Source organism: Streptomyces sp. NL15-2K, from assembly GCF_030551255.1.
Lineage (GTDB): Bacteria > Actinomycetota > Actinomycetes > Streptomycetales > Streptomycetaceae > Streptomyces.
Map to the genome: position 1 here is coordinate 1,381,774 of NZ_CP130630.1, position 18,475 is coordinate 1,400,248.

13 protein-coding genes are annotated in these 18,475 nt (G+C 72.8%); 7 read left to right on the plus strand and 6 right to left on the minus strand.

Features of this window, described 5'->3' with window-relative positions; all coding sequences use genetic code 11:
• Nucleotides 1-151 precede the first annotated feature (151 nt).
• Entirely contained in the window at nt 152-1,126 is a 975-nt protein-coding gene (locus Q4V64_RS05565; RefSeq protein ID WP_253266608.1) for a lysylphosphatidylglycerol synthase transmembrane domain-containing protein, read from the plus strand.
• 37 nt (nt 1,127-1,163) lie between these two features.
• Here the strand turns inward: Q4V64_RS05565 and Q4V64_RS05570 are convergent, their stop codons facing one another.
• From Q4V64_RS05570 to Q4V64_RS05580, 3 genes are all read right to left on the minus strand, one after another.
• The gene (locus Q4V64_RS05570; RefSeq protein ID WP_124436567.1) at nt 1,164-2,387 is read right to left on the minus strand and encodes an FAD-dependent oxidoreductase; all 1,224 of its coding nucleotides are present in this window, start codon (nt 2,385-2,387) and stop codon (nt 1,164-1,166) included.
• 115 nt (nt 2,388-2,502) lie between these two features.
• Nucleotides 2,503-3,873: an FAD-dependent oxidoreductase gene (locus Q4V64_RS05575; RefSeq protein ID WP_253266613.1), complete on the minus strand. Its 1,371-nt coding sequence runs from the start codon at nt 3,871-3,873 to the stop codon at nt 2,503-2,505.
• Between the two features lie 95 nt (nt 3,874-3,968).
• On the minus strand, nt 3,969-5,408 hold the full coding sequence (locus Q4V64_RS05580) for an FGGY family carbohydrate kinase (RefSeq protein ID WP_124436568.1): 1,440 nt from the start codon (nt 5,406-5,408) through the stop codon (nt 3,969-3,971).
• 327 nt (nt 5,409-5,735) lie between these two features.
• Between Q4V64_RS05580 and Q4V64_RS05585 the strand changes: the two genes are divergently transcribed.
• The 5 genes from Q4V64_RS05585 (at nt 5,736) to Q4V64_RS05605 (ending at nt 12,817) form a co-directional block, all read left to right on the plus strand.
• A complete protein-coding gene (locus tag Q4V64_RS05585; protein WP_124436569.1) occupies nt 5,736-6,734 on the plus strand; it encodes a hypothetical protein in 999 nt (332 codons plus the stop codon).
• A gap of 44 nt (nt 6,735-6,778) precedes the next feature.
• Nucleotides 6,779-8,308: an amino acid permease gene (locus Q4V64_RS05590; protein ID WP_124436570.1), complete on the plus strand. Its 1,530-nt coding sequence runs from the start codon at nt 6,779-6,781 to the stop codon at nt 8,306-8,308.
• Nucleotides 8,309-8,508: 200 nt separating this feature from the next.
• The gene (locus Q4V64_RS05595; protein WP_124436571.1) at nt 8,509-9,609 is read left to right on the plus strand and encodes a mechanosensitive ion channel family protein; all 1,101 of its coding nucleotides are present in this window, start codon (nt 8,509-8,511) and stop codon (nt 9,607-9,609) included.
• An 86-nt stretch (nt 9,610-9,695) separates the two neighbouring features.
• Nucleotides 9,696-11,912: an NADP-dependent isocitrate dehydrogenase gene (locus tag Q4V64_RS05600; protein WP_124436572.1), complete on the plus strand. Its 2,217-nt coding sequence runs from the start codon at nt 9,696-9,698 to the stop codon at nt 11,910-11,912.
• A 107-nt stretch (nt 11,913-12,019) separates the two neighbouring features.
• Nucleotides 12,020-12,817: an N-formylglutamate amidohydrolase gene (locus tag Q4V64_RS05605; RefSeq protein WP_124436573.1), complete on the plus strand. Its 798-nt coding sequence runs from the start codon at nt 12,020-12,022 to the stop codon at nt 12,815-12,817.
• 60 nt (nt 12,818-12,877) lie between these two features.
• Here Q4V64_RS05605 and Q4V64_RS05610 read toward each other — a convergent pair whose 3' ends face one another.
• Genes Q4V64_RS05610 through Q4V64_RS05620 form a run of 3 tightly spaced genes read right to left on the minus strand, consistent with a single transcriptional unit; the run spans nt 12,878 to nt 15,461 of the window.
• The gene (locus Q4V64_RS05610) at nt 12,878-13,402 is read right to left on the minus strand and encodes a hypothetical protein (protein WP_253266614.1); all 525 of its coding nucleotides are present in this window, start codon (nt 13,400-13,402) and stop codon (nt 12,878-12,880) included.
• 5 nt (nt 13,403-13,407) lie between these two features.
• The gene (locus Q4V64_RS05615; protein WP_124436574.1) at nt 13,408-13,983 is read right to left on the minus strand and encodes a sigma-70 family RNA polymerase sigma factor; all 576 of its coding nucleotides are present in this window, start codon (nt 13,981-13,983) and stop codon (nt 13,408-13,410) included.
• Nucleotides 13,984-14,042: 59 nt separating this feature from the next.
• The gene (locus Q4V64_RS05620; RefSeq protein ID WP_124436575.1) at nt 14,043-15,461 is read right to left on the minus strand and encodes a S8/S53 family peptidase; all 1,419 of its coding nucleotides are present in this window, start codon (nt 15,459-15,461) and stop codon (nt 14,043-14,045) included.
• Between the two features lie 148 nt (nt 15,462-15,609).
• Between Q4V64_RS05620 and Q4V64_RS05625 the strand changes: the two genes are divergently transcribed.
• Complete coding sequence (locus Q4V64_RS05625) at nt 15,610-18,177, plus strand: CHAT domain-containing protein (RefSeq protein ID WP_124436640.1); 2,568 nt, start codon at nt 15,610-15,612, stop codon at nt 18,175-18,177.
• Nucleotides 18,178-18,475: the final 298 nt, after the last annotated feature.

The following is an 18,475-nucleotide window of genomic DNA, read 5'->3' on the forward strand; positions in this document are numbered from 1 at the left end:
TGAGAGAGACCGTAGAACCTCAAGCAAGATTGAGGTCAACTGGCAGGTCAACCTTGAGGTCGACTCCGAAAAGGACCCGATGACCGTACGTAAGCCCCTGGCCCCGCTTCCGCAACCCGCAGTTGGCACGGGGTGGGAACCCTCTTCCGGTGTGACAGCGGTACAACTCCCCGAGCGACGAGTCCCCCGTCGCGTCCCGATCCACCGGATACGCCAGGTTCTGTGTCTGCTTCCGCTCGTGCTCGTCGCCGTGGTCGCGGTACGGCACCGGTCCGTGCTCGCCGAGGGCTTCCGGCACCTCGCGCACGCCCAATGGCCATGGCTGCTGGCCGCGGTCGGCGCCACCTGTCTGACCTGGGTGGCCGCCGCCGTCACCCGGCAGGGTGCCGTCGTCGAGCCGCTGCCCAAACGGCGGCTGCTGGCCACGCAGTTCGCGGCGGGCGCGGCCAACCACCTGCTGCCGACGGGTCTGGGCGCGGGCGCGGTCAACCTGCGGTTCATGACGGTGTGCGGGCTTCCGCTCGCCCGATCCTCGGCCGCGCTCGCGCTGTACCTGCTGGCGGAGTCGATCGGCCGGCTGGGCCTGCTGGCCGTGCTGCTGGTCGCCTTCCCGCACGCGCTGCGGATCGGCACGCTCCTCCCGGACGGGGCGGTCGGCCCTCTGCTGTGGGGCCTCGGAGTGGCGCTGGTCGTGGCCGCGGGGGCGCTCGCGTTGGTGCGCCGACTGCGGACGGCTGTGTTCTCCTTCCTGCGGACCGCGCTGAGCGAGGCACGTTCGGTGCACACCCGGCCGTCCCGGGCGCTCGCCCTGTGGGGCGGTTCCCTCGCCTTCCCCGCGTTGCAGGCCGCCGGGTTGGTCCTGGTCGGTCGGGCGCTGGGGCTGTCCGTGCCGCCGGCGCACATGGCGCTCGCCTATCTGGCGGCGACGGTCGCCGTCGCGCTCGTGCCCACCCCGGGCGGGCTCGGTTCGGTCGAGACGGCGCTGGTCGTGGCGCTGGTGGCGGCGGGCGGCCCGGTGGCCGTGGCCACGGCCGTGGTCCTCGCCTACCGGATCATCACCGTGTGGGTCCCGCTGGTGCCGGGGGCGTTGACGCTCGGTGCGCTGGTACGGCTGAAGGTGATCTGAGCCGCCAACAGGCCGCCGACAGGCCGCCGACCGGTACTCAGCTGATCGTCACCCGCACCGGTCCGCCCTTCGGATCCACCCTCCCGGTCCAGCCTGCCGTCAGGGTCAGGGTGCGGTTCGGCAGGGCCGTGGGCGTCCACCGGCGCTCCCGGTGCAGGAGGCGGCCGTTCTGGGTGACCCGTAGGACCGGGCGGGTCAGCGGGGTGGCCGTGCGCAGGACGTACGGCAGGCGGTCGCCCGGCGTGACGCGGTTCGGGACGATTCGGCACAGGGGCGGCTCCGCGATCAGGGGGACGCCCTCGTGCCGCTCGGCTCCGGCGAGCCTCTCCAGGACGGCGCCTGCCGCGTGGGCGCCCTCGCGGGCCGCCGTCGCCGCGCTCTCCACGGCGTGCAGCACGCTGCCGACCGCGAACACACCGGGACGCGAGGTGTGCAGCGAGCCGTCGACGGCAGGTCCGCGGGTGCCGGCGTCGAGGGTGAGTCCGCCGCGCCGGGCGAGCTCGTGGTCGGGCACGAAGTCACCGGTGAATACGACGGTGTCGCAGGGCAGCGTGGCCGTCCGGCCGTCGTGATGCCGTACGCGCACGCCCGACAGCCGTCCGTGGCCGACGAGTTCGGTGACCGTGGTGCCGGTGAGGAGCGGGATGCCCCGGCGGAGGCGGGTGTCGAGGGCGCGCGCGGGTGCGGTCCGGGCGCGGGGCAGGTCGGTGGTCATGGCGACGACCGCGGCTCCGGCGGTCCGGACCGTGTCGGCGGCCGCGTAGGAGACGTCCTCCGCGCCGACCACCACCGCCCGGGAGCCGATGCGCTGTCCGTACAGGTGCACGGCCTGTTGCAGTTCGCCCGTGGTGTACACCCCCGCCGGGCGGGTGCCGGGCACCAGCCGTGCGGCGCGGGGGCGTTCGCGCGCTCCGGTGGCCAGGACGACGGCCCGTGCGCCGATCGTCTCCGGTCCGCGCGGGCCGACCGTGTGCAGCGCGAGAGGGCCGGCCCAGTCGAGGGCGGTCACCCCGGTGCGTACGACCGCTCCGGCGCGCTCGGCGGCGGTGATGAGCAAGCGGGCGTACGCGGGGCCGGTCAGCGGGTGGAGCAAGGTGCCGTAGCCGCCGTGCGCGCAGTGCCGTGGTACTCCCCCGGCCTCCTGTTCCCGGTCCAGCACCTCGACCCGGCCCACGCCGGCGGCGGCCAGGCGCGCGGCGGCCGCGAGCCCTGCGGGGCCCGCGCCGACCACGAGGACGTCGACCTCGCGTGTCGCGCTCATGCCCGGCGCCTCTCGACCGGGTCCGACACGGCCGCACCACACACGCCGACCGCCCTCACGCCCCCGCCAGGCACCGCCGCGCCACGAACAGACCCGCCGACCTCACGCTCCGCCGTCATTCCCCCACCCCCTCGAACAGCGCCCGCACCGCCGCCCCGCAGTAGAACCCCTGGCAGCGCCCCGCCCGGGCACGGGTCCGGCGGCGCAGGCCGTCGAGGCCGGCCGGCGGGATCGTGCTGGTGAGGGCGTCGCGGATCTCCCCGCGGGACACGCGCTCGCAGTGACAGACGAGGGTGCCGTACTCCGGGTCGGCGGCGATGAGTTCGGGCCGCTGGTACGGGCGCGGGAAGGCCTCGCCGAGGTTGGGCATGCGGGCCGGCTCCAGGTCCCGGGCCGAACCCGCGTCCAGCCCTGCTTCGGTGAGCAGCCCCGTCACGTGCTCGGCGATGGCCAGGGACGCCGTCAGGCCGGTGGAGCGGATGCCGCCGACGGTGACGTACGCCTGCTCGGGGTGGGCCGAGATGCGGTAGTCGTCCTGCTCGGTGGCGGCACGCAGGCCCGCGTAGACGGCGGTGACCTCCTCGTCGAGCAGACCGGGGAGGATGCGGCGGCCCTTCTCGCGCAGCAGGGCCAGGCCGTCGGCGGTGGAGCCGGTGGCCCGTTTGTCGTCCAGGTCCTCGGCGGTCGGGCCGAGCAGGACGTTGCCGTGGACGGTGGGGGCGACCAGGACGCCCTTGCCGAGGGCCGTGGGGACGGGCAGCAGGATGTGGCGGACGAGGTCGCGGGCGAGTTTGTCGAAGACGAGGAGCTGGCCCCGGCGCGGGGTGACGGAGAAGTCGTGGTGGCCGAGGTGCCGGTCGAGCGTGTCGGCGTACAGGCCGGCCGCGTTCACCAGCCAGCGGGCGCGCAGGGTGCCCCGGCCGGTGGTGAGGACGTGTGTGTCGTCCTGCCGGCTCGCCCGCTCCACGCGGGAGTTGAGGTGGAGGTCGACTCCGTGGCGCACGGCCTGGGTGGCGTACGCCAGAGTCGTCGTCCAGGGGCAGATGACGCTCTCGCCCGGTACGTGCAGGGCGGCGAGCGCGCCCGGGCCGAGGTGGGGCTCGCGCTCGTACAGGTCGGCGGGCCCGATCAGGCCTGTGGCGTGGTGGTCGTTGCGCTCGGCCTTCTCCGCGAGGCGGGGCAGCGCGGCGAATTGCTCCTCGTCCCAGGCGACGAGGAGCGCGCCGACCTCCTCGACGGGGATGCCGGACTCGGCGGCGTACGCGGCCAGCAGCCGCCCGCCCTCGCGGACCAGCCGGGCCTCCAGGGAGCCGGGGACCGCGTCGAAGCCGGTGTGCAGGATCGCGGTGTTGGCCTTCGACGTGCCCTGTCCGACGTCGTCCTGCGCCTCGACGAGGGCGACGCGCAGCCGGGGGTGGCGGGCCAGGGCCCGGGCGATCGCACAGCCGACGACTCCGGCGCCGACCACCGCCACGTCGTACGTCATGGACGGCAGCGCCCCTCGACGGGTGACCGCCGTCCGAGCAAGTGGCGCCGCGTCGTCCGTCATCCGGGCGTCGTCCGTCATCCGGGCGTCGTCCGTCATCCGCGCGTCCCGTCGAGCAGCGCGGTCACGGCGGCCCGGAAGACGCCCAGGCATTCGGCGGCCTCGTCGGCCTGGATGCGCGGCTCGTACACGGCGGCGGGCTTCCAGGCGGGGAGTGCGTGGGCCACGCTCAGGCCGGGTTCGGCGCCGAGCCGGGCCAAGGTGCCCACGCCGAGGGCGGTCGCGTCGGGCAGCGCGGACACCTCGACGGGGCGCTGCAGCAGGTCGGCCTGGGTCTGCATGAGCAGGGCCGAGCGGGTCAGGCCGCCGTCGACGCGCAGCACGTCCAGGGCCGAGCCGAGGTCCGCGGCCGCCGCGTCGGCGAGTTCGACCACCTGGGCGGCCAGGCCCTCGCACAGGGCGCGCACCAGGTGCCCGGCGGTGGTGTCCAGGCCGAGCCCGGTGAGCGAGCCGCGCAGGTCGCCGCGCCACCAGGGGGCGGCGAGCCCGGCGAGGGCCGGGACGAAGGTGACGCCACCGCTGTCGGGCACGGCGGCGCCCACCGTGTCGAGGTCGGCGGCGCCCTGGATGACACCGAGGTCGGTGAGCCAGCGGACGGCTGAGGCGGCGGTGTACACCTGGCCGTCGAGGCAGTAGGCGGTGCGTCCGGCGAGCCGCCAGGCGACGCAGCTGACCAGCCCGGAGGTACCGCGTCTCGGCGTGTCGCCGGTGTGCGCGAGGAGGAACGCGCCGGTGCCGTAGGTGCACTTGGCGCCGCCGGGTGCGGTGATGCGCTGGGCGAGCAGGGCCGCCTGCTGGTCGACGACGAGCCCGGTGAGCGGGATCTCGGCCCCGAAGGCGGTGGTGGTGCCGACGGGGGCGGCGTTGTCGACGACCTCCGGGAGGCGTTCACCGGACAGGCCGTACAGGTCGAGAGCGCGCGGCGACCACTCGGCGCGGTCCAGGTCGAGGAGCTGGGTGCGGCCGGCGGTGGCGGCGTCGGTGACGTAGGCGCCGGTGAGGCGGTGCACGAGCCAGGCGTCGCTGGTGGTGACGACTCCGTCGGTGGTGCCGTGCCGTCGTATCCAGGCCATCTTGGGCGCGGCGAAGTACGGGTCCAGCGGCAGACCGGTCAGGTGCCGCAACTCGTCGGTGTGCTCGGTCAGTTCGGCGCACACGCTCTCGGCCCGGCGGTCCTGCCAGACGAGGGCGTCGGTGAGCGGTCGGCCGGTCGCCGGGTCCCAGGCGAGCACCGTCTCGCCCTGGTTGGCCAGACCCAGCGCCACGACGGGTTCCCGCGCCGCGGCCAGGGCGAGCGTCCCGGCCTCGACCACCGAGTCGTACAGCTCGGCGGGGTCGACCTCCACCAGGCCGCCGGGCAGGTGGCGGGGCCGTACGGCGGCGAAGCCGGTGCCGATGACACCGCGTTCGGGGCAGATCACCAGGGCCTTGGTGCCGGAGGTGCCCTGGTCGACGGCGAGCACCGGACCTGTCATCACGCCACTCCCTCGATGATCAGTCCCCTCCCTCGGTGATCATTCCCTTTCCTCGGTGATCACAGCCCGACAGCCTGCCGTCGCTGCCCGATCGCGTCAAGCAGCCCCGACCAGGCTCGACGCCAATTTCGGTCACTGGTCGATCACCAGTCAACTCGTCTCGAACACAAAGAAGTTCGAAATGATCCAGGAATCGGAGGTGAAGCGGAATCCGCGCCTCTATAGTGACCGCCAGCCCACGCGATCTCCTCAACCGCCGCCCGGAGGAGGGCTGTTGTTACTCCACCTCGCCGTCCCGCACGACCCGCACCCCGAGGCGGGCCGCTGATGGCCAGAGCAGGAGCACGCCCCGTCTACGACCCCGCCGGCCACGACGCCGAACTGCGCGCGGCGCTCCAGGAGGTGCGCGCCGGTCGCTGGATGTCGATGCGCAGCCTGCTGGAGCGGACCACGGCCTGGTGGCAGTGGACGCAGCGCACCCAGGTACTGGCCGCGGCGGCCGCCGGCACCGACGTCGTACGGACCTGGCTCGCCGAGGAGCCGCACAGCGTTCCGGCCGCGGTGATGCGCGCCCGGGTCGCCGTGGAACGCGCGCTGCGGGCACGCCGCGAGGGGCACCGCCGTACGCACGAACTGTGGATCGAGGCCTGGGACGTGAGCGACGCGGCCACCCGCGCCGCGCCGGAGGACCCGGTGCCCTGGGTGTGCCTGCTGGCGCTCGCCCAGCTGGACCACGGGCAGCGCTGGGACGAGCACCGGGCGCCGCCGCCGGAGCCGATGCTGTCGCCCGGCCCGTGGGGGCTTCTGGCCGAGGCCGAGAAGCGCGACCCGTACAACCGCGAGGCCCACCACCGCATGCTGCAGTTCCTGTACGCGCAGGCGCCCTCGGGGCGGCCGGCGGAGGCGGTCGGCTACGCGTACTGGGTGTCGGACTCGGCCCCGCCGGGCTCACCGCTGCACACCCTGCCGCTCTACGTGCGGGTCGAGCGATACCGGCGCGGCGACGGACACTCCGCCGCCCTCGATCTGCACTGGGTGGCCGAGGACGCCACCCGTGAGGCGCGACGGGCGCACGACACCTGGTTCGAGCCCTCCCGCCCCGCCGAACGCTCCCCGCTCGACCTGAACCACCTGGCCCACGCCCTGTGGGGAGCGCTGCGGTTCGAGGAGGCGGCCCGGGTGTTCGAGGCGATCGGCCCGTACTACACGCCCCTGCCCTGGGCCTACCGCAGCGCCGACCCGGGCGACCGCTCCCGGGCCGTACGGATCTTCCGCCAGGCCCGTGCGCGCAGCCGGTCGGCGGCACGTGGCGGTCCCGCCGCCTGACCCTGCCCTGTTCCGTCCGTCCCGTCCTTTTCGGAGGTTTCCGCATGTCCCCCAGCCCCGATCCCGTGACATCCCCGGGAGTGCCGCAGCACGACGAGGAGAAGCGCCTGCGCGAACTCGGTTACCGGCCGGTGCTGGCCCGCCGTATGGGCGGCTTCGGCAACTTCGCGATCAGCTTCTCGGTGATCTCGATCCTGTCCGGCTGCATGACCCTGTACGGCTTCGGCATGGGCGCGGGCGGACCCGCCGTGATGCTGTGGGGCTGGGCGGGCGTCGGCCTGTTCGTGCTGTGCGTGGGACTCGCGCTGGCGGAGGTCACCAGCGCGTATCCGACGTCCGGCGCCCTGTACTACATGGCCGACCGGTTAGGGGGCCGCCGCTGGGGCTGGTACACGGGCTGGCTGAACCTGCTCGGTCTGCTCGGCGCGATCGCCGGCATCGACTACGGGGCCGCCCTGTTCACCGGCGCGTTCATGAACCTCCAGTGGGGCTTCGAGCCGACACCCGGCAAGACGATGATCATCTTCTGTGTGATCCTGCTGCTGCACGCCGTGCTGAACCTGTTCGGCGTCCGGCTGGTCAGCGTGCTCAACTCGATCAGCGTGTGGTGGCACCTGGCCGGTGTCGCGCTGATCGTCGGGACGCTGGCGATCGTCCCCGACCACCACCAGTCCCCGTCCTTCGTCTTCACCGAGTTCGTCAACGACACCGGCTGGGACAACCCCCTCTACGTGGCCGCGATCGGCCTGCTGCTCGCGCAGTACACGTTCTCCGGCTACGACGCCTCGGCGCACCTGTCGGAGGAGACCTCCAACGCCTCGGTGTCGGCGGCACGGGGCATCGTCCGCTCCATCTGGGTGTCGTGGATCGCGGGCTTCGTGCTGCTCGCGGGTCTCACCTTCGCCATCCAGGACTACGACGCCACGCGGGCCAGCGAGACGGGGGTGCCACCGGCGCAGATCCTGCTCGACGGGCTGGGCACCGACGGCGCGAGCGCGCTGATGCTCGTCGTGATCGTGGCCCAGCTGTTCTGCGGCAACGCCGAGGTGGCCGCGGCCAGCCGGATGGTGTTCGCGTTCAGCCGGGACAAGGCCCTGCCGGGCTCCGCGCTGTGGCGCAAGGTCAGCGACCGCACCCAGACCCCCGTCGCCGCCGTCTGGCTGTCCGTGGCGGTCGCCTGCGTGCTCGCCCTGCCGTCCCTGTACTCGGCGACGGCGTACGGGGCGGTCACCGCCATCAATGTCATCGGCATCACACCCGCGTACGCCATCCCCGTGCTGTTGCGACTGCGCGCGGGGGACCGTTTCCAGCCAGGTCCGTGGAACCTGGGCAAGTGGAGCAAGCCGATCGGCTGGACAGCAGTGGTGTGGGTGGCGTGTGTGACGGTCCTGTTCTGCCTGCCCCAGTCGTCGCCTGTGACGGTGGACACGATGAACTACGCGTCCGTCGCCCTCGCTGTCGTACTGGTCCTGGCCACGGTGTGGTGGTTCGTCGCCCGCCGTTCGTACGGAACGCCCACGACGGCCGCGTACTCCGACCGGGAGCAGGCCGAACTGGCCGAGGGCATCGTCTGAAACACCGCGATCCGGCACGGGTGCCGGTACGAACTGCTGTACCGGATGCGGCAGGATGAGCGGTCGCGTCGGCCAAGGGGGGGGCTTCCTGGCCCGCGCGACCTCCCATCTCGGAATCGAACAGGTGACAACGTGACGCAACTTCACATCGGGCAGTCGGCGAGTGACTTCGCCGCGGTCGTGCTTCCCGGAGGTGACCGGTGAAGCGAGATCTCACCATGGACGACCTGGTCATCGCCGGAATCGCCGTGGTCGCGGGCCTGCTGGCGGCGTTCCTGCTGCGCATGCTGCTGCGCTGGCTGGGCAAGCACGCCGACCGCACCCGCTGGAGCGGCGACGACGTCATCGTGGCCGCTCTGCGGACGATGGTGCCGGCGGCGGCGATCGCGGGCGGTGCGGCCGCCGCGGCGGCGGCGCTGCCGCTGACCGCGACGGTCCAGCACAACGTGAACCAGGTCCTGACCGTGCTGCTGATCTTCGTCGCGACGGTGGCGGCGGCCCGGGTCGTCGCGGGCCTGGTGCGGACGGTCACCCAGTCCCGCTCCGGGGTCGCCGGGTCGGCCACGATCTTCGTCAACATCACCCGGGTGCTGGTCCTGGCGATCGGCTTCCTGGTCGTGCTCCAGACGCTGGGCATCTCCATAGCGCCCATGCTCACCGCCCTGGGCGTCGGCGGCCTGGCGGTCGCTCTCGCTCTCCAGGACACGCTCGCCAACCTGTTCGCGGGCATCCACATCCTCGCCTCCAAGACCGTCCAGCCCGGCGACTACATCCGGCTGAGCAGCGGGGAGGAGGGCTACGTCGAGGACATCAACTGGCGTCAGACGACGGTCCGCTCGCTCTCCAACAACCTGGTCGTCATCCCCAACGGTGAGCTCGCGAAGACGAACATGACCAACTTCATGCGTCCCGAGCAGCAGCTGACGATCCTGGTGCAGGTGGGGGTCGCCTACGACAGCGATCTGGACCAGGTCGAGCGGGTCACCTGCGAGGTCGTCGCCGAGGTGATGACCGAGATCACCGGCGCGGTCCCGGAGCACGAGCCGCTGGTCCGCTTCCACACCTTCGGCGACTCGCGGATCGGCTTCACGGTGATCCTGGGCGTGGGCGAGTTCAGCGACCAGTACCGGATCAAGCACGAGTTCATCAAGCGCCTGCACAGGCGCTACCGCGCGGAGGGCATCCGGATTCCGGCGCCGGCGCGGACGGTGGCGTTGCAGCAGGGCTCGGTGGTGATTCCGCAGCAGCGGGGCGTCGAGGACATGGACATGGACGGGGTGCCTTCGGCCCGTCTCGACTGACGCATCCACGGACCCCTGTCGAGTCGAGGTCGATCAGGAGATATCTTGATGTCGAGCAATGTTGCAGACGTGGAGCGGAGCACCCGGTGACTGACTCGACCATCATCTATACGCACACTGACGAGGCCCCGGCCCTGGCGACGTATTCCTTCCTGCCGGTGGTCCAGGCGTACGCCTCGCAGGCGGGTGTCGCCGTGGAGACGCGTGACATCTCCCTGGCCGGGCGCATCATCGCGCTGTTCCCCGAGTACCTGGAGGAGGGACAGCGCGTCCCGGACGCCCTCGCGGAGCTCGGCGCGCTGGCCAAGACGCCCGAGGCCAACATCATCAAGCTGCCGAACGTCTCGGCGTCGATCCCGCAGCTCAAGGCCGCGATCGCCGAGCTGCAGAGCCAGGGCTACGCGCTGCCGAACTACCCGGACGACCCGAAGACCGACGAGGAGCGGGACATCCAGGCCCGCTACGACAAGGTCAAGGGCTCCGCGGTCAACCCGGTCCTGCGTGAGGGCAACTCCGACCGCCGCGCCCCCGCCTCGGTCAAGAACTACGCCAAGACCCACCCGCACCGCATGGGCGCCTGGACTCCGGAGTCCAAGACCAACGTGGCGACCATGGGCGTCGACGACTTCCGCTCCACCGAGAAGTCCGCGGTCATCGCCGAGGACGGTGCCCTGCGCATCGAGCTCGTGGGCGACGACGGCACGACCACCGTGCTGCGCGAGTCGGTCCCCGTTCTCAAGGACGAGGTCGTCGACGCCTCCGTCATGCACGTCGCACCGCTGCGGGAGTTCCTCACCGCGCAGATCGCCAAGGCCAAGGCCGACGGCGTGCTGTTCTCCGTGCACCTCAAGGCCACGATGATGAAGGTCTCCGACCCGATCATCTTCGGTCACGTGGTGCGCGCCTTCTTCCCGAAGACGTTCGCCAAGTACGGCGAGACGCTCGCCGCGGCCGGCCTGACCCCGAACGATGGTCTGGGCGGCATCTACAAGGGCCTGGAGTCCCTGCCGGAGGGCGCCGAGATCAAGGCCTCCTTCGACGCCGAGCTCGCCGAGGGCCCGGAACTGGCGATGGTCGACTCCGACAAGGGCATCACCAACCTGCACGTGCCGTCCGACGTGATCGTGGACGCCTCGATGCCGGCCATGATCCGCACCTCCGGCCACATGTGGGGCCCGGACGGCCAGGAGGCCGACACGCTGGCGGTCCTGCCGGACTCCTCGTACTCCGGCGTCTACCAGGCCGTGATCGACGACTGCCGCGCCCACGGCGCCTACGACCCGTCGACGATGGGCTCGGTCCCGAACGTCGGCCTCATGGCGCAGAAGGCCGAGGAGTACGGCAGCCACGACAAGACGTTCGAGATCCCGACCACGGGCACGGTCCGCCTGGTCGACCGGAACGGCGACGTCGTCATCGAGCAGACCGTCTCCGCCGGTGACATCTTCCGCGCCTGCCAGACCAAGGACGCCCCGATCAAGGACTGGGTGAAGCTGGCCGTCACCCGGGCCCGTGCCACCGGCAACCCGGCCGTCTTCTGGCTGGACGAGACCCGTGCGCACGACGCCAACCTGATCGCCAAGGTCAAGGCGTACCTGCCGGAGCACGACACCGAGGGCCTGGACATCCGGATCCTGAACCCGGTCGAGGCCACGAAGCTGTCGGTGGAGCGCATCCGCCGCGGCGAGAACACGATCTCGGTGACCGGCAACGTCCTCCGCGACTACCTGACCGACCTGTTCCCGATCCTGGAGCTGGGCACCAGCGCCAAGATGCTGTCGGTCGTCCCGCTGATGGCGGGCGGCGGCCTGTTCGAGACCGGCGCCGGCGGTTCGGCGCCGAAGCACGTGCAGCAGCTGGTCAAGGAGAACTACCTGCGCTGGGACTCCCTCGGCGAGTTCTTCGCGCTGGTGCCGTCCCTGGAGCAGTACGCCGACTTCACCGGCAACTCCCGCGCGAAGGTCCTCGCCGACACCCTCGACCGCGCCACGGCGACCTTCCTCAACGAGGACAAGTCGCCGACCCGTCGCGTCGGCGGCATCGACAACCGCGGCAGCCACTTCTTCCTGTCCCTGTACTGGGCGCAGGAGCTGGCCCAGCAGACCGACGACGCGGACCTGGCGAAGGCCTTCGCCCCGCTCGCCGAGACGCTCTCCGCGAACGAGCAGAAGATCGTCGACGAGCTGAACGCCGTCCAGGGCAAGCCGGCCGACATCGGCGGCTACTACCAGCCCGACCCGGCCAAGGCCGCCAAGATCATGCGCCCGTCGGCCACGTGGAACGAGGTGCTGGCGTCCCTGTGACGCGGTAGGCCTCGCGGCCGTACCTGATTTTCGTGACTCCGCCCCGGTCGGCATGTGCCCGGCCGGGGCGGAGCGGTTTTCCATGACCAAGCCCCGGGAGCAGCCTCATGACCCCAGCCGCACCGTCCTTCGCATTCCTCCCCGGTACCGATCGCTCCCCCGTGATCCTCCATGTACCGCACTCCGCGCGGGAGATACCGACGTCGGTGCGCGCCGGCATCGTGCTGGACGACGAAGGGCTGGAGCGGGAGCTGGACCACATCACCGACGCGCACACCGCCGAGCTCGCCGCCGAAGCCGCCGGGCTGTCGGCGGCCGCCCCCTGGCGGTTCGTCAACCGGCTGTCCCGGCTGGTCGTCGATCCGGAGCGGTTTCCGGACGAGCGGGAGGAGATGCTCGCGGTGGGGATGGGCGCCGTGTACACGCGGACCACTCACCGCGCGGTTCTGCGGCCCGCTGACGCCGATCCCGAGCCGCTGATCGAGAGGTACTTCCGGCCGTACGCGCAGGCCATGACGGACGCCGTGGCCGAACGGCTCGCCGTCGCGGGGCGGGCCGTGGTCGTCGACGTGCATTCCTACCCCACCGCCGCGCTGCCCTACGAACTGCACGGCGAGGGGCCGCGGCCGCCCGTCTGTCTGGGCACCGACTCCTTCCACACCCCGCCGGAGCTGCTCGCCGCGGCGCGGGCGGCGTTCGCCGGGTGCGGGGACATCGGGCTCGACAGCCCGTTCAGCGGGGCCTACGTACCGCTCGACTTCTACGGCAAGGAGCCCCGCGTATCCGCCCTGATGGTGGAGATCCGCCGGGACCTGTACATGAGCGAGCCGGGCGGTCCCGCCGGGCCGGGCCTCGGGCAGCTCGCGGCGGCGCTCGCCACCCTCGTCGACGCCGTGAGCCGCTGACCGCTCTGGTCCTGGCGGGGACCGCCCCGGGCTGCGGTTCGCGGTCCCCGTCGGCCCGGCTCAGGCCCGCAGCCACTCCGTGACCACGACCTCGTCGCCCGCCCGCAGGCGCAGGGCGAAGGGCCCCGTGGGGGCTTCCTCGGAGGTGAAGCGGCCCATGTCGTCGGCCACGAGCGGCAGGCTCGTCTGCGGGCCGCCGAGCACCTCGATGCGGGCCGGCTGCGGGGGCAGCAGCTGTCCCATCAGGCCCTGTGCGGTCACCTCGACGTCGACGGTCACGTCCCCGGAGTGGAACGTCAGCATCCGGGGCGGTTCCGTCGCTCCTCTCACCGGGGTCGCGTCGACCAGCGAGTCGAAGGTCAGCTCGGCGAGCCGGGCGTCGAGGTCGTGCAGGGCGTAGGCGTCCACGGCGATCTGGCGCAGTGCCGGCGGCACCGGGTCGAGGATGCAGGCCGCCTGGGTCAGCTCCCCCAGGAGACCGTCGTCGTGTTCCGCGCCGGGTCCGTCGTCGAACTCCTCGTCGCCGATGCCTTCTTCGGCGACGGGATCGTCGTTCAGGTCGAACATGTCGCTCATGCCGCTCATGTCGTTCACAGCGCTCCCCGTGCGTCGAGTCGGGCCCTGAGGCGGCGCAGACAGCGCTGGCGCAGCGGTCCGATGCTGCCCACCGCGATGCCCAGCGCGGCGGACACCTCCTGGTAGCTGGGCGGCGGCGAGGCCATCAGCACACGCAGCAACTGCCTGCACCGGTCGCCGAGTTCCTCGAACTCCTGCCACACGCGGCGGATCCGCTCGGTCTCGGCGGCCGCATCCTCCGAGTCGAGGAACGACTGCTCGGGCGTACGGTCCTCGCTGACCCGGTCCAGGACCTGCGGATCGTCCGTCGGCGTCGTCCGCCTCAGGCTCTTGAGCACCTTCAGGCACTCGTGCCGTGCGGTGCTCGCCAGCCACGATCCGGCCTTCTCCGGTTCGCGGATCCGCCCCAGGTGCTGGGCGAAGCGGAACCACACCGTCTGGTACACCTCGTGCGCGTCGGCGTCGGAGAGCCGGTGCGCGCGCACGACCGACCACACCAGCGGACTCAGCCCTTCCACCAGCGCTTTCCAGGCCGCGGCGTCACCGTCGACGGCGGACTGGACGAGCGCGCCGACATCTGTACGGTCCACGGCCCCACCCCTCGTGTACGACCAGTCATCGTACGCCGTGGAGGGGACGGTTCCGGCCCTCATGCGCCGACGGAGCGCTGCCCGACCGGGGCCGGGCGCCAGGTGGGCGGGCGCAGCGCCGGTACGTGCGCCCCGCGCACCTCCGCGAGTTCGGTGTTCGCGGCGAGCAGCTGCTGCCGGGCGGCGCGGGGGTCGGTCTCCTTGTGCGCGGCCATGTGGGCGGCGATCATCCCGGCGACCACGGGGGTGGCGAAGGAGGTGCCGCTCCAGTGCGCGAACCCCTCGAACATCACCTGGTCGGGCTTGGTGGCGGCGTTCGCCTCGCTCAGCACGCCGGTGTGCCGGGGCGACTGGCAGGTGCATTGGTAGGTGAAGCCGTAGCGGCAGGCGTCGTACGTGGAGTGCTGGTACACGTACGGCACCGGCGCGTCGAAGCCGGTGAGGGCGCTGGTGAGGCGCTCGCCGGGGGCGTAGGCGTTCACCCAGGGGCCGTGGTTGCTGAAGCAGGCGCCGTGCTCGCCGTCGCCGCGCAGCGCGCCGACCGACAGCACGACGTTCTCGTAGTCGGGCAGCGAGGCGTAGGCGGCGGGCCAGAAGGGGGTGGCGCTGGCGTTGTTGCCGGCCGCGGCGACCAACAGGGTGCGCTGGGTGCGCAGTTCCCGCATGAAGGCGTCCACGCCGAGCAGGCCGTCGGTGCGGCCGTTGGAGGTGCCGGCGGAGAGGCTGATGACGTCGGGCCAGCCGTTGTGGTCGACGGCCTCGAAGAGCTTCTCCCCGAACTCGGACTCCAGGATGGCGCCCGCGTCGGTCAGGGTATTGCGGACCGTGACGTTCGTGTTGGGCGCGACGGCGGCGACGAGCCCGGCGATGAACGTGCCGTGGCCGATGTACTGCTGGAGGTTGCCCTGGCTGTCGGTCTCGGTGCCGTGGAGGTCGCCCTGGACGTGGGCGAGCAGCGCGGCGGACGCGTAGTCGTGCGTGAGGCCGTTGTCGATGACGAGGACACCGACGGCGGTGTCCCGGTCGTAGCCGGCCTCGGCCGGGGCCGGGTTGGTGCCCTGGGTGAGCGGGGCGGGCACGGGCTCGTCGCCGGGGCAGGAGTTGACCGCGATCGACACCACGTGATTGCGGCTGACCAGGCGGCGTCCGGCCCGTGCCTCGGGCTCGCGCAGGGCCCGCAGGGCGTGCACGACAGCCGGGTCGGCCTGGCCGGGGTCTCCGACCTGGATACGGGTGATGCCCGAGCGGTTGGTCTGAGGGCTCGCCCGGCGCACGTGGTCGGGCGTCAGATCCGGCGCCTCTGTGAAGTGGGAGCGGATGGTGTCCTCGACGAGCCGTGCCTCCTCGCCGTCGCGGGCGAGGACCACGCCCTTCTCGTAGAGGAACTCCGCCGCGTCGTCGGGTCCCATGGCCAGGGGGACGTCGGGCATCGAACGCTGGATCTGGTCGAACTGCTCGTGGAATCGCTGAGGTGCCATGGCGTGTCCTCCCGTTGAGGCGATGGTCGTCAGTCAGAGCGGCGTGACCGGCGATTGATACAGCGCCAAACCTGTTTCGGGTGCATCCGGGGCCACTACCATCCATGAGGTGACAGCGGGAAGCGACTCGGTTCTCGAATTGCTGCCGATGGTGTTCGCCGCACCGAACGAGGCGCTGGCGAAGGCGGAAGGGGTGCTCGACGCCGATCCCACACTGCTGGATGCCTCCGTCGCCCACCAGGTGATCGGGATCTGGCAGCGGGACTGGGGCGACCTCCGGCTCGCGCTGCACCATCTGCGCCGCGCCCGCGATCTGGCCGCGCGCGCGGAGTCGGCGGACCGGGAGGCGGACGTCCTGGCCGCGCTCGGTGTGGCGCTGGTGCACGCGGGACGCACCCGGCAGGGCCTGGAGGCGCTGGAGCGGGGTGTCGCGGTGAGCAGCGGCCACACGCGCGCGCGGGTGCTGTTCCGGCGGGCCTACGCCTCGTGGGTGCTGGGCCGTCACCGGGAGGCGCTGGAGGACGTGCGCCGGTCGGTCCCCGTGCTGCGGCAGGCGGACGACGTCATCTGGACGGCGCGCGCGCTGACCCTGCGCGCCACCGTGCATCTCGCGCTCGGCGCGGTGGACCGCGCGGACGCCGACTTCACCGCGGCCGAGGCGCTGTGGGACACCACGGGCCAGGAGCACGACAAGGCCGACGCGGTGGAGAGCCGGGGCCTTGCCGCGTTCCGGTCCGGGGACATCCCGGCGGCGCTGCGGCTCCTTGACGAGGCCGAGGAGCGGTACGCCAAGCTGGGCACGCCGACGTTCATGCTGAACATCCGGCGCTGCGAGGTCCTGATGGCCGCCGGGCTCGCCCCGGAGGCGCTGGCCGAGGCGGACGCGGCGATCGCCGTCCTCGACGGCATCGGCGGGCAGTCCACCCGCAAGGCGGAACTGCTGCTGGCCGCCGCGCGGGCGGCCCGGCTGGTGGGCGATCCGCACACGGCGATCGCGCGCGCGGACATGGCCGTACGGCTGTTCGCCGGGCAGCGGCGCACCTGGTGGGAGACGCACGCCCGGCTGGTGCTGATCGAGGCCCGGGTCGCCGCCGGGCGCGGCTCCGGGCGACTGGTCGCGGACGCCGCCGCGGTCGCCGACCGGCTGGCCGCCTTCGGCGCGCCGGCCGCGCCGGAGGCCTCGCTGCTCGCCGGTCGGATGGCGCTCGACCTGGGCTGGACGGCGGACGCGGAACGGCACCTGGCCGTCGCCGCCCGCAGCAGGCACAGCGGGCCGCCGCTGGCCCGGATGACCGGCTGGGCGGCCCAGGCGCTGCGGGCCCGGGCGGCCGGCTCCGGCCGCGGTGTCCTGGAGGCCTGCCGGCGCGGCCTGGACGTGCTCGACGACCACCGGATGACGCTCGGCGCCTCGGAGTTGCGGGCCCGGGCCACCGCGCAGGGCGCGGAGCTCGCCGCGCTGGCCCAGCGGGCCAGTCTCGACTCGGGCGGGCCTCGGCGGCTGCTGAGGTGGAGCGAGCGCTGGCGGGCGACCGTCCTGTCCGCGCCGCCGACCCGGCCGCCCGCCGACCCGGCGCTGCTCGGCGACCTCACCGCGTTCCGCGAGATCGCGGCCCGCGCGGAGGAGGCCCGCAGGGACGGCCGCTCGGTTCCGGCCCTGGAGCGCGAACAGCGGCGGCTCGAGCGGGAGATCCGCTCCCGGACCCTGCACATGCGCGGCGACGCGCCCGGCGACGGAGACCGGTTCGCCCCCGCCCGGTTGCTGGAACGGCTCGGTGACGACGTACGGCTGGTGGAGCTGGCCGTGCTCGACGGGCGCGTCCATGTGCTGCTGTGCGGGCAGGGGCGGGTGCGGCGGTTCGAGGCGGGGCTGCTCGCCGAGGCGGAGACCGAGGCCGAGCATGTGCAGGCCGGGCTGCGGCGGCTGGCCCATCCGGGGGCGGAGGCACGGCTTCCGGTGGTGGCGGCGGCGGGCCGCCGGCTGGAGGAGCTGCTGCTCGGGCGGGCGGCGGCGCAGCTGGGCCCCGGTCCGGTCGTGGTGGTGCCGCCTGGGCGGCTGCACCGGGTGCCGTGGGCGCTGCTGCCCTCGCTGCGGGACCGGGTGTTCAGCGTGTCGCCGTCGGCGAGCAGCTGGTTGCGGGCCCGGGAGACGGCGCCGCCGCCCGGCGGACGGCAGGTGCTGGTGCGCGGCCCGGGGCTGGCGACCGGCGGCGCGGAGGTGCCCGAACTGGCCGACCGGTACGGCGGATCGACCGTGCTGGAGTACGAAGAGGCGCGTGTGCCACGGGTGTTGGAGGAGCTCGACGGCTCGGCGCTGGCCCACATCGCCGCGCACGGCACGTTCCGCGCGGACAGCCCCCTGTTCTCGTCCCTGCGGATGGCGGACGGCCCGCTCATCGTCCACGACTTCGAACGCCTGGACCGCAGCCCGTACCGGATCATCCTGTCCTGCTGCGACACCGCCCGGTTCGCGTCCGTCGGCGCCGACGAGCTGCTCGGCCTGGTCACCGCGCTGCTGCCGCTGGGTACGGCCGGCGTGGTGGCGTGCAGCGCGCCCGTCAACGACGCGGCGGTGGTGCCGCTGATGCTCGCGCTGCACAAGGGGCTGAGCGCCGGTCTGTCGCTGGCGGAGGCGCTGCGCGACGCGCGGGCCGCGCTGCCGGGCGACGCGACGCACCAGGCGACGGGGTGGGCGTTCTCGGCGTTCGGGGCGGCCTGACCCGCACGTGCGGGCATGAGGGCCTGTCCGGCGGATCAGGTCGCAGGAAATCGGCGGCGCCAAATCAGCGCAGGTGAGCGGGGTCTGGTGCGTCCAGCTGCAAGGCGGAGGAGGGCGTCGACGCGATGGGGGTCCCCCCGCGCGAGGTTGTTCGAGCGTGGGGGAGTCGGCAACCGACGACAACGCCGCAGATGGGCGTGCCAGACCCCGCGTCTGCGGCATGATCCGCCGGACAGGCCCCAAGAGGCGGCCTGACCCCTCCCCCGATCACGGGGGTCAGACCGCCGGTCTCATGGGC

Bases quoted from the DNA above. Each gene is read 5' to 3' on its own strand.
- Q4V64_RS05605 (WP_124436573.1), top strand. From the start codon at position 12,020: ATGACCCCAGCCGCACCGTCCTTCGCATTCCTCCCCGGTACCGATCGC.
- Q4V64_RS05570 (WP_124436567.1), bottom strand. From the start codon at position 2,387: ATGAGCGCGACACGCGAGGTCGACGTCCTCGTGGTCGGCGCGGGCCCC.
- Q4V64_RS05585 (WP_124436569.1), top strand. From the start codon at position 5,736: ATGGCCAGAGCAGGAGCACGCCCCGTCTACGACCCCGCCGGCCACGAC.
- Q4V64_RS05625 (WP_124436640.1), top strand. From the start codon at position 15,610: ATGGTGTTCGCCGCACCGAACGAGGCGCTGGCGAAGGCGGAAGGGGTG.
- Q4V64_RS05575 (WP_253266613.1), bottom strand. From the start codon at position 3,873: ATGACGTACGACGTGGCGGTGGTCGGCGCCGGAGTCGTCGGCTGTGCG.
- Q4V64_RS05590 (WP_124436570.1), top strand. From the start codon at position 6,779: ATGTCCCCCAGCCCCGATCCCGTGACATCCCCGGGAGTGCCGCAGCAC.
- Q4V64_RS05620 (WP_124436575.1), bottom strand. From the start codon at position 15,461: ATGGCACCTCAGCGATTCCACGAGCAGTTCGACCAGATCCAGCGTTCG.
- Q4V64_RS05610 (WP_253266614.1), bottom strand. From the start codon at position 13,402: ATGAGCGGCATGAGCGACATGTTCGACCTGAACGACGATCCCGTCGCC.
- Q4V64_RS05580 (WP_124436568.1), bottom strand. From the start codon at position 5,408: ATGACAGGTCCGGTGCTCGCCGTCGACCAGGGCACCTCCGGCACCAAG.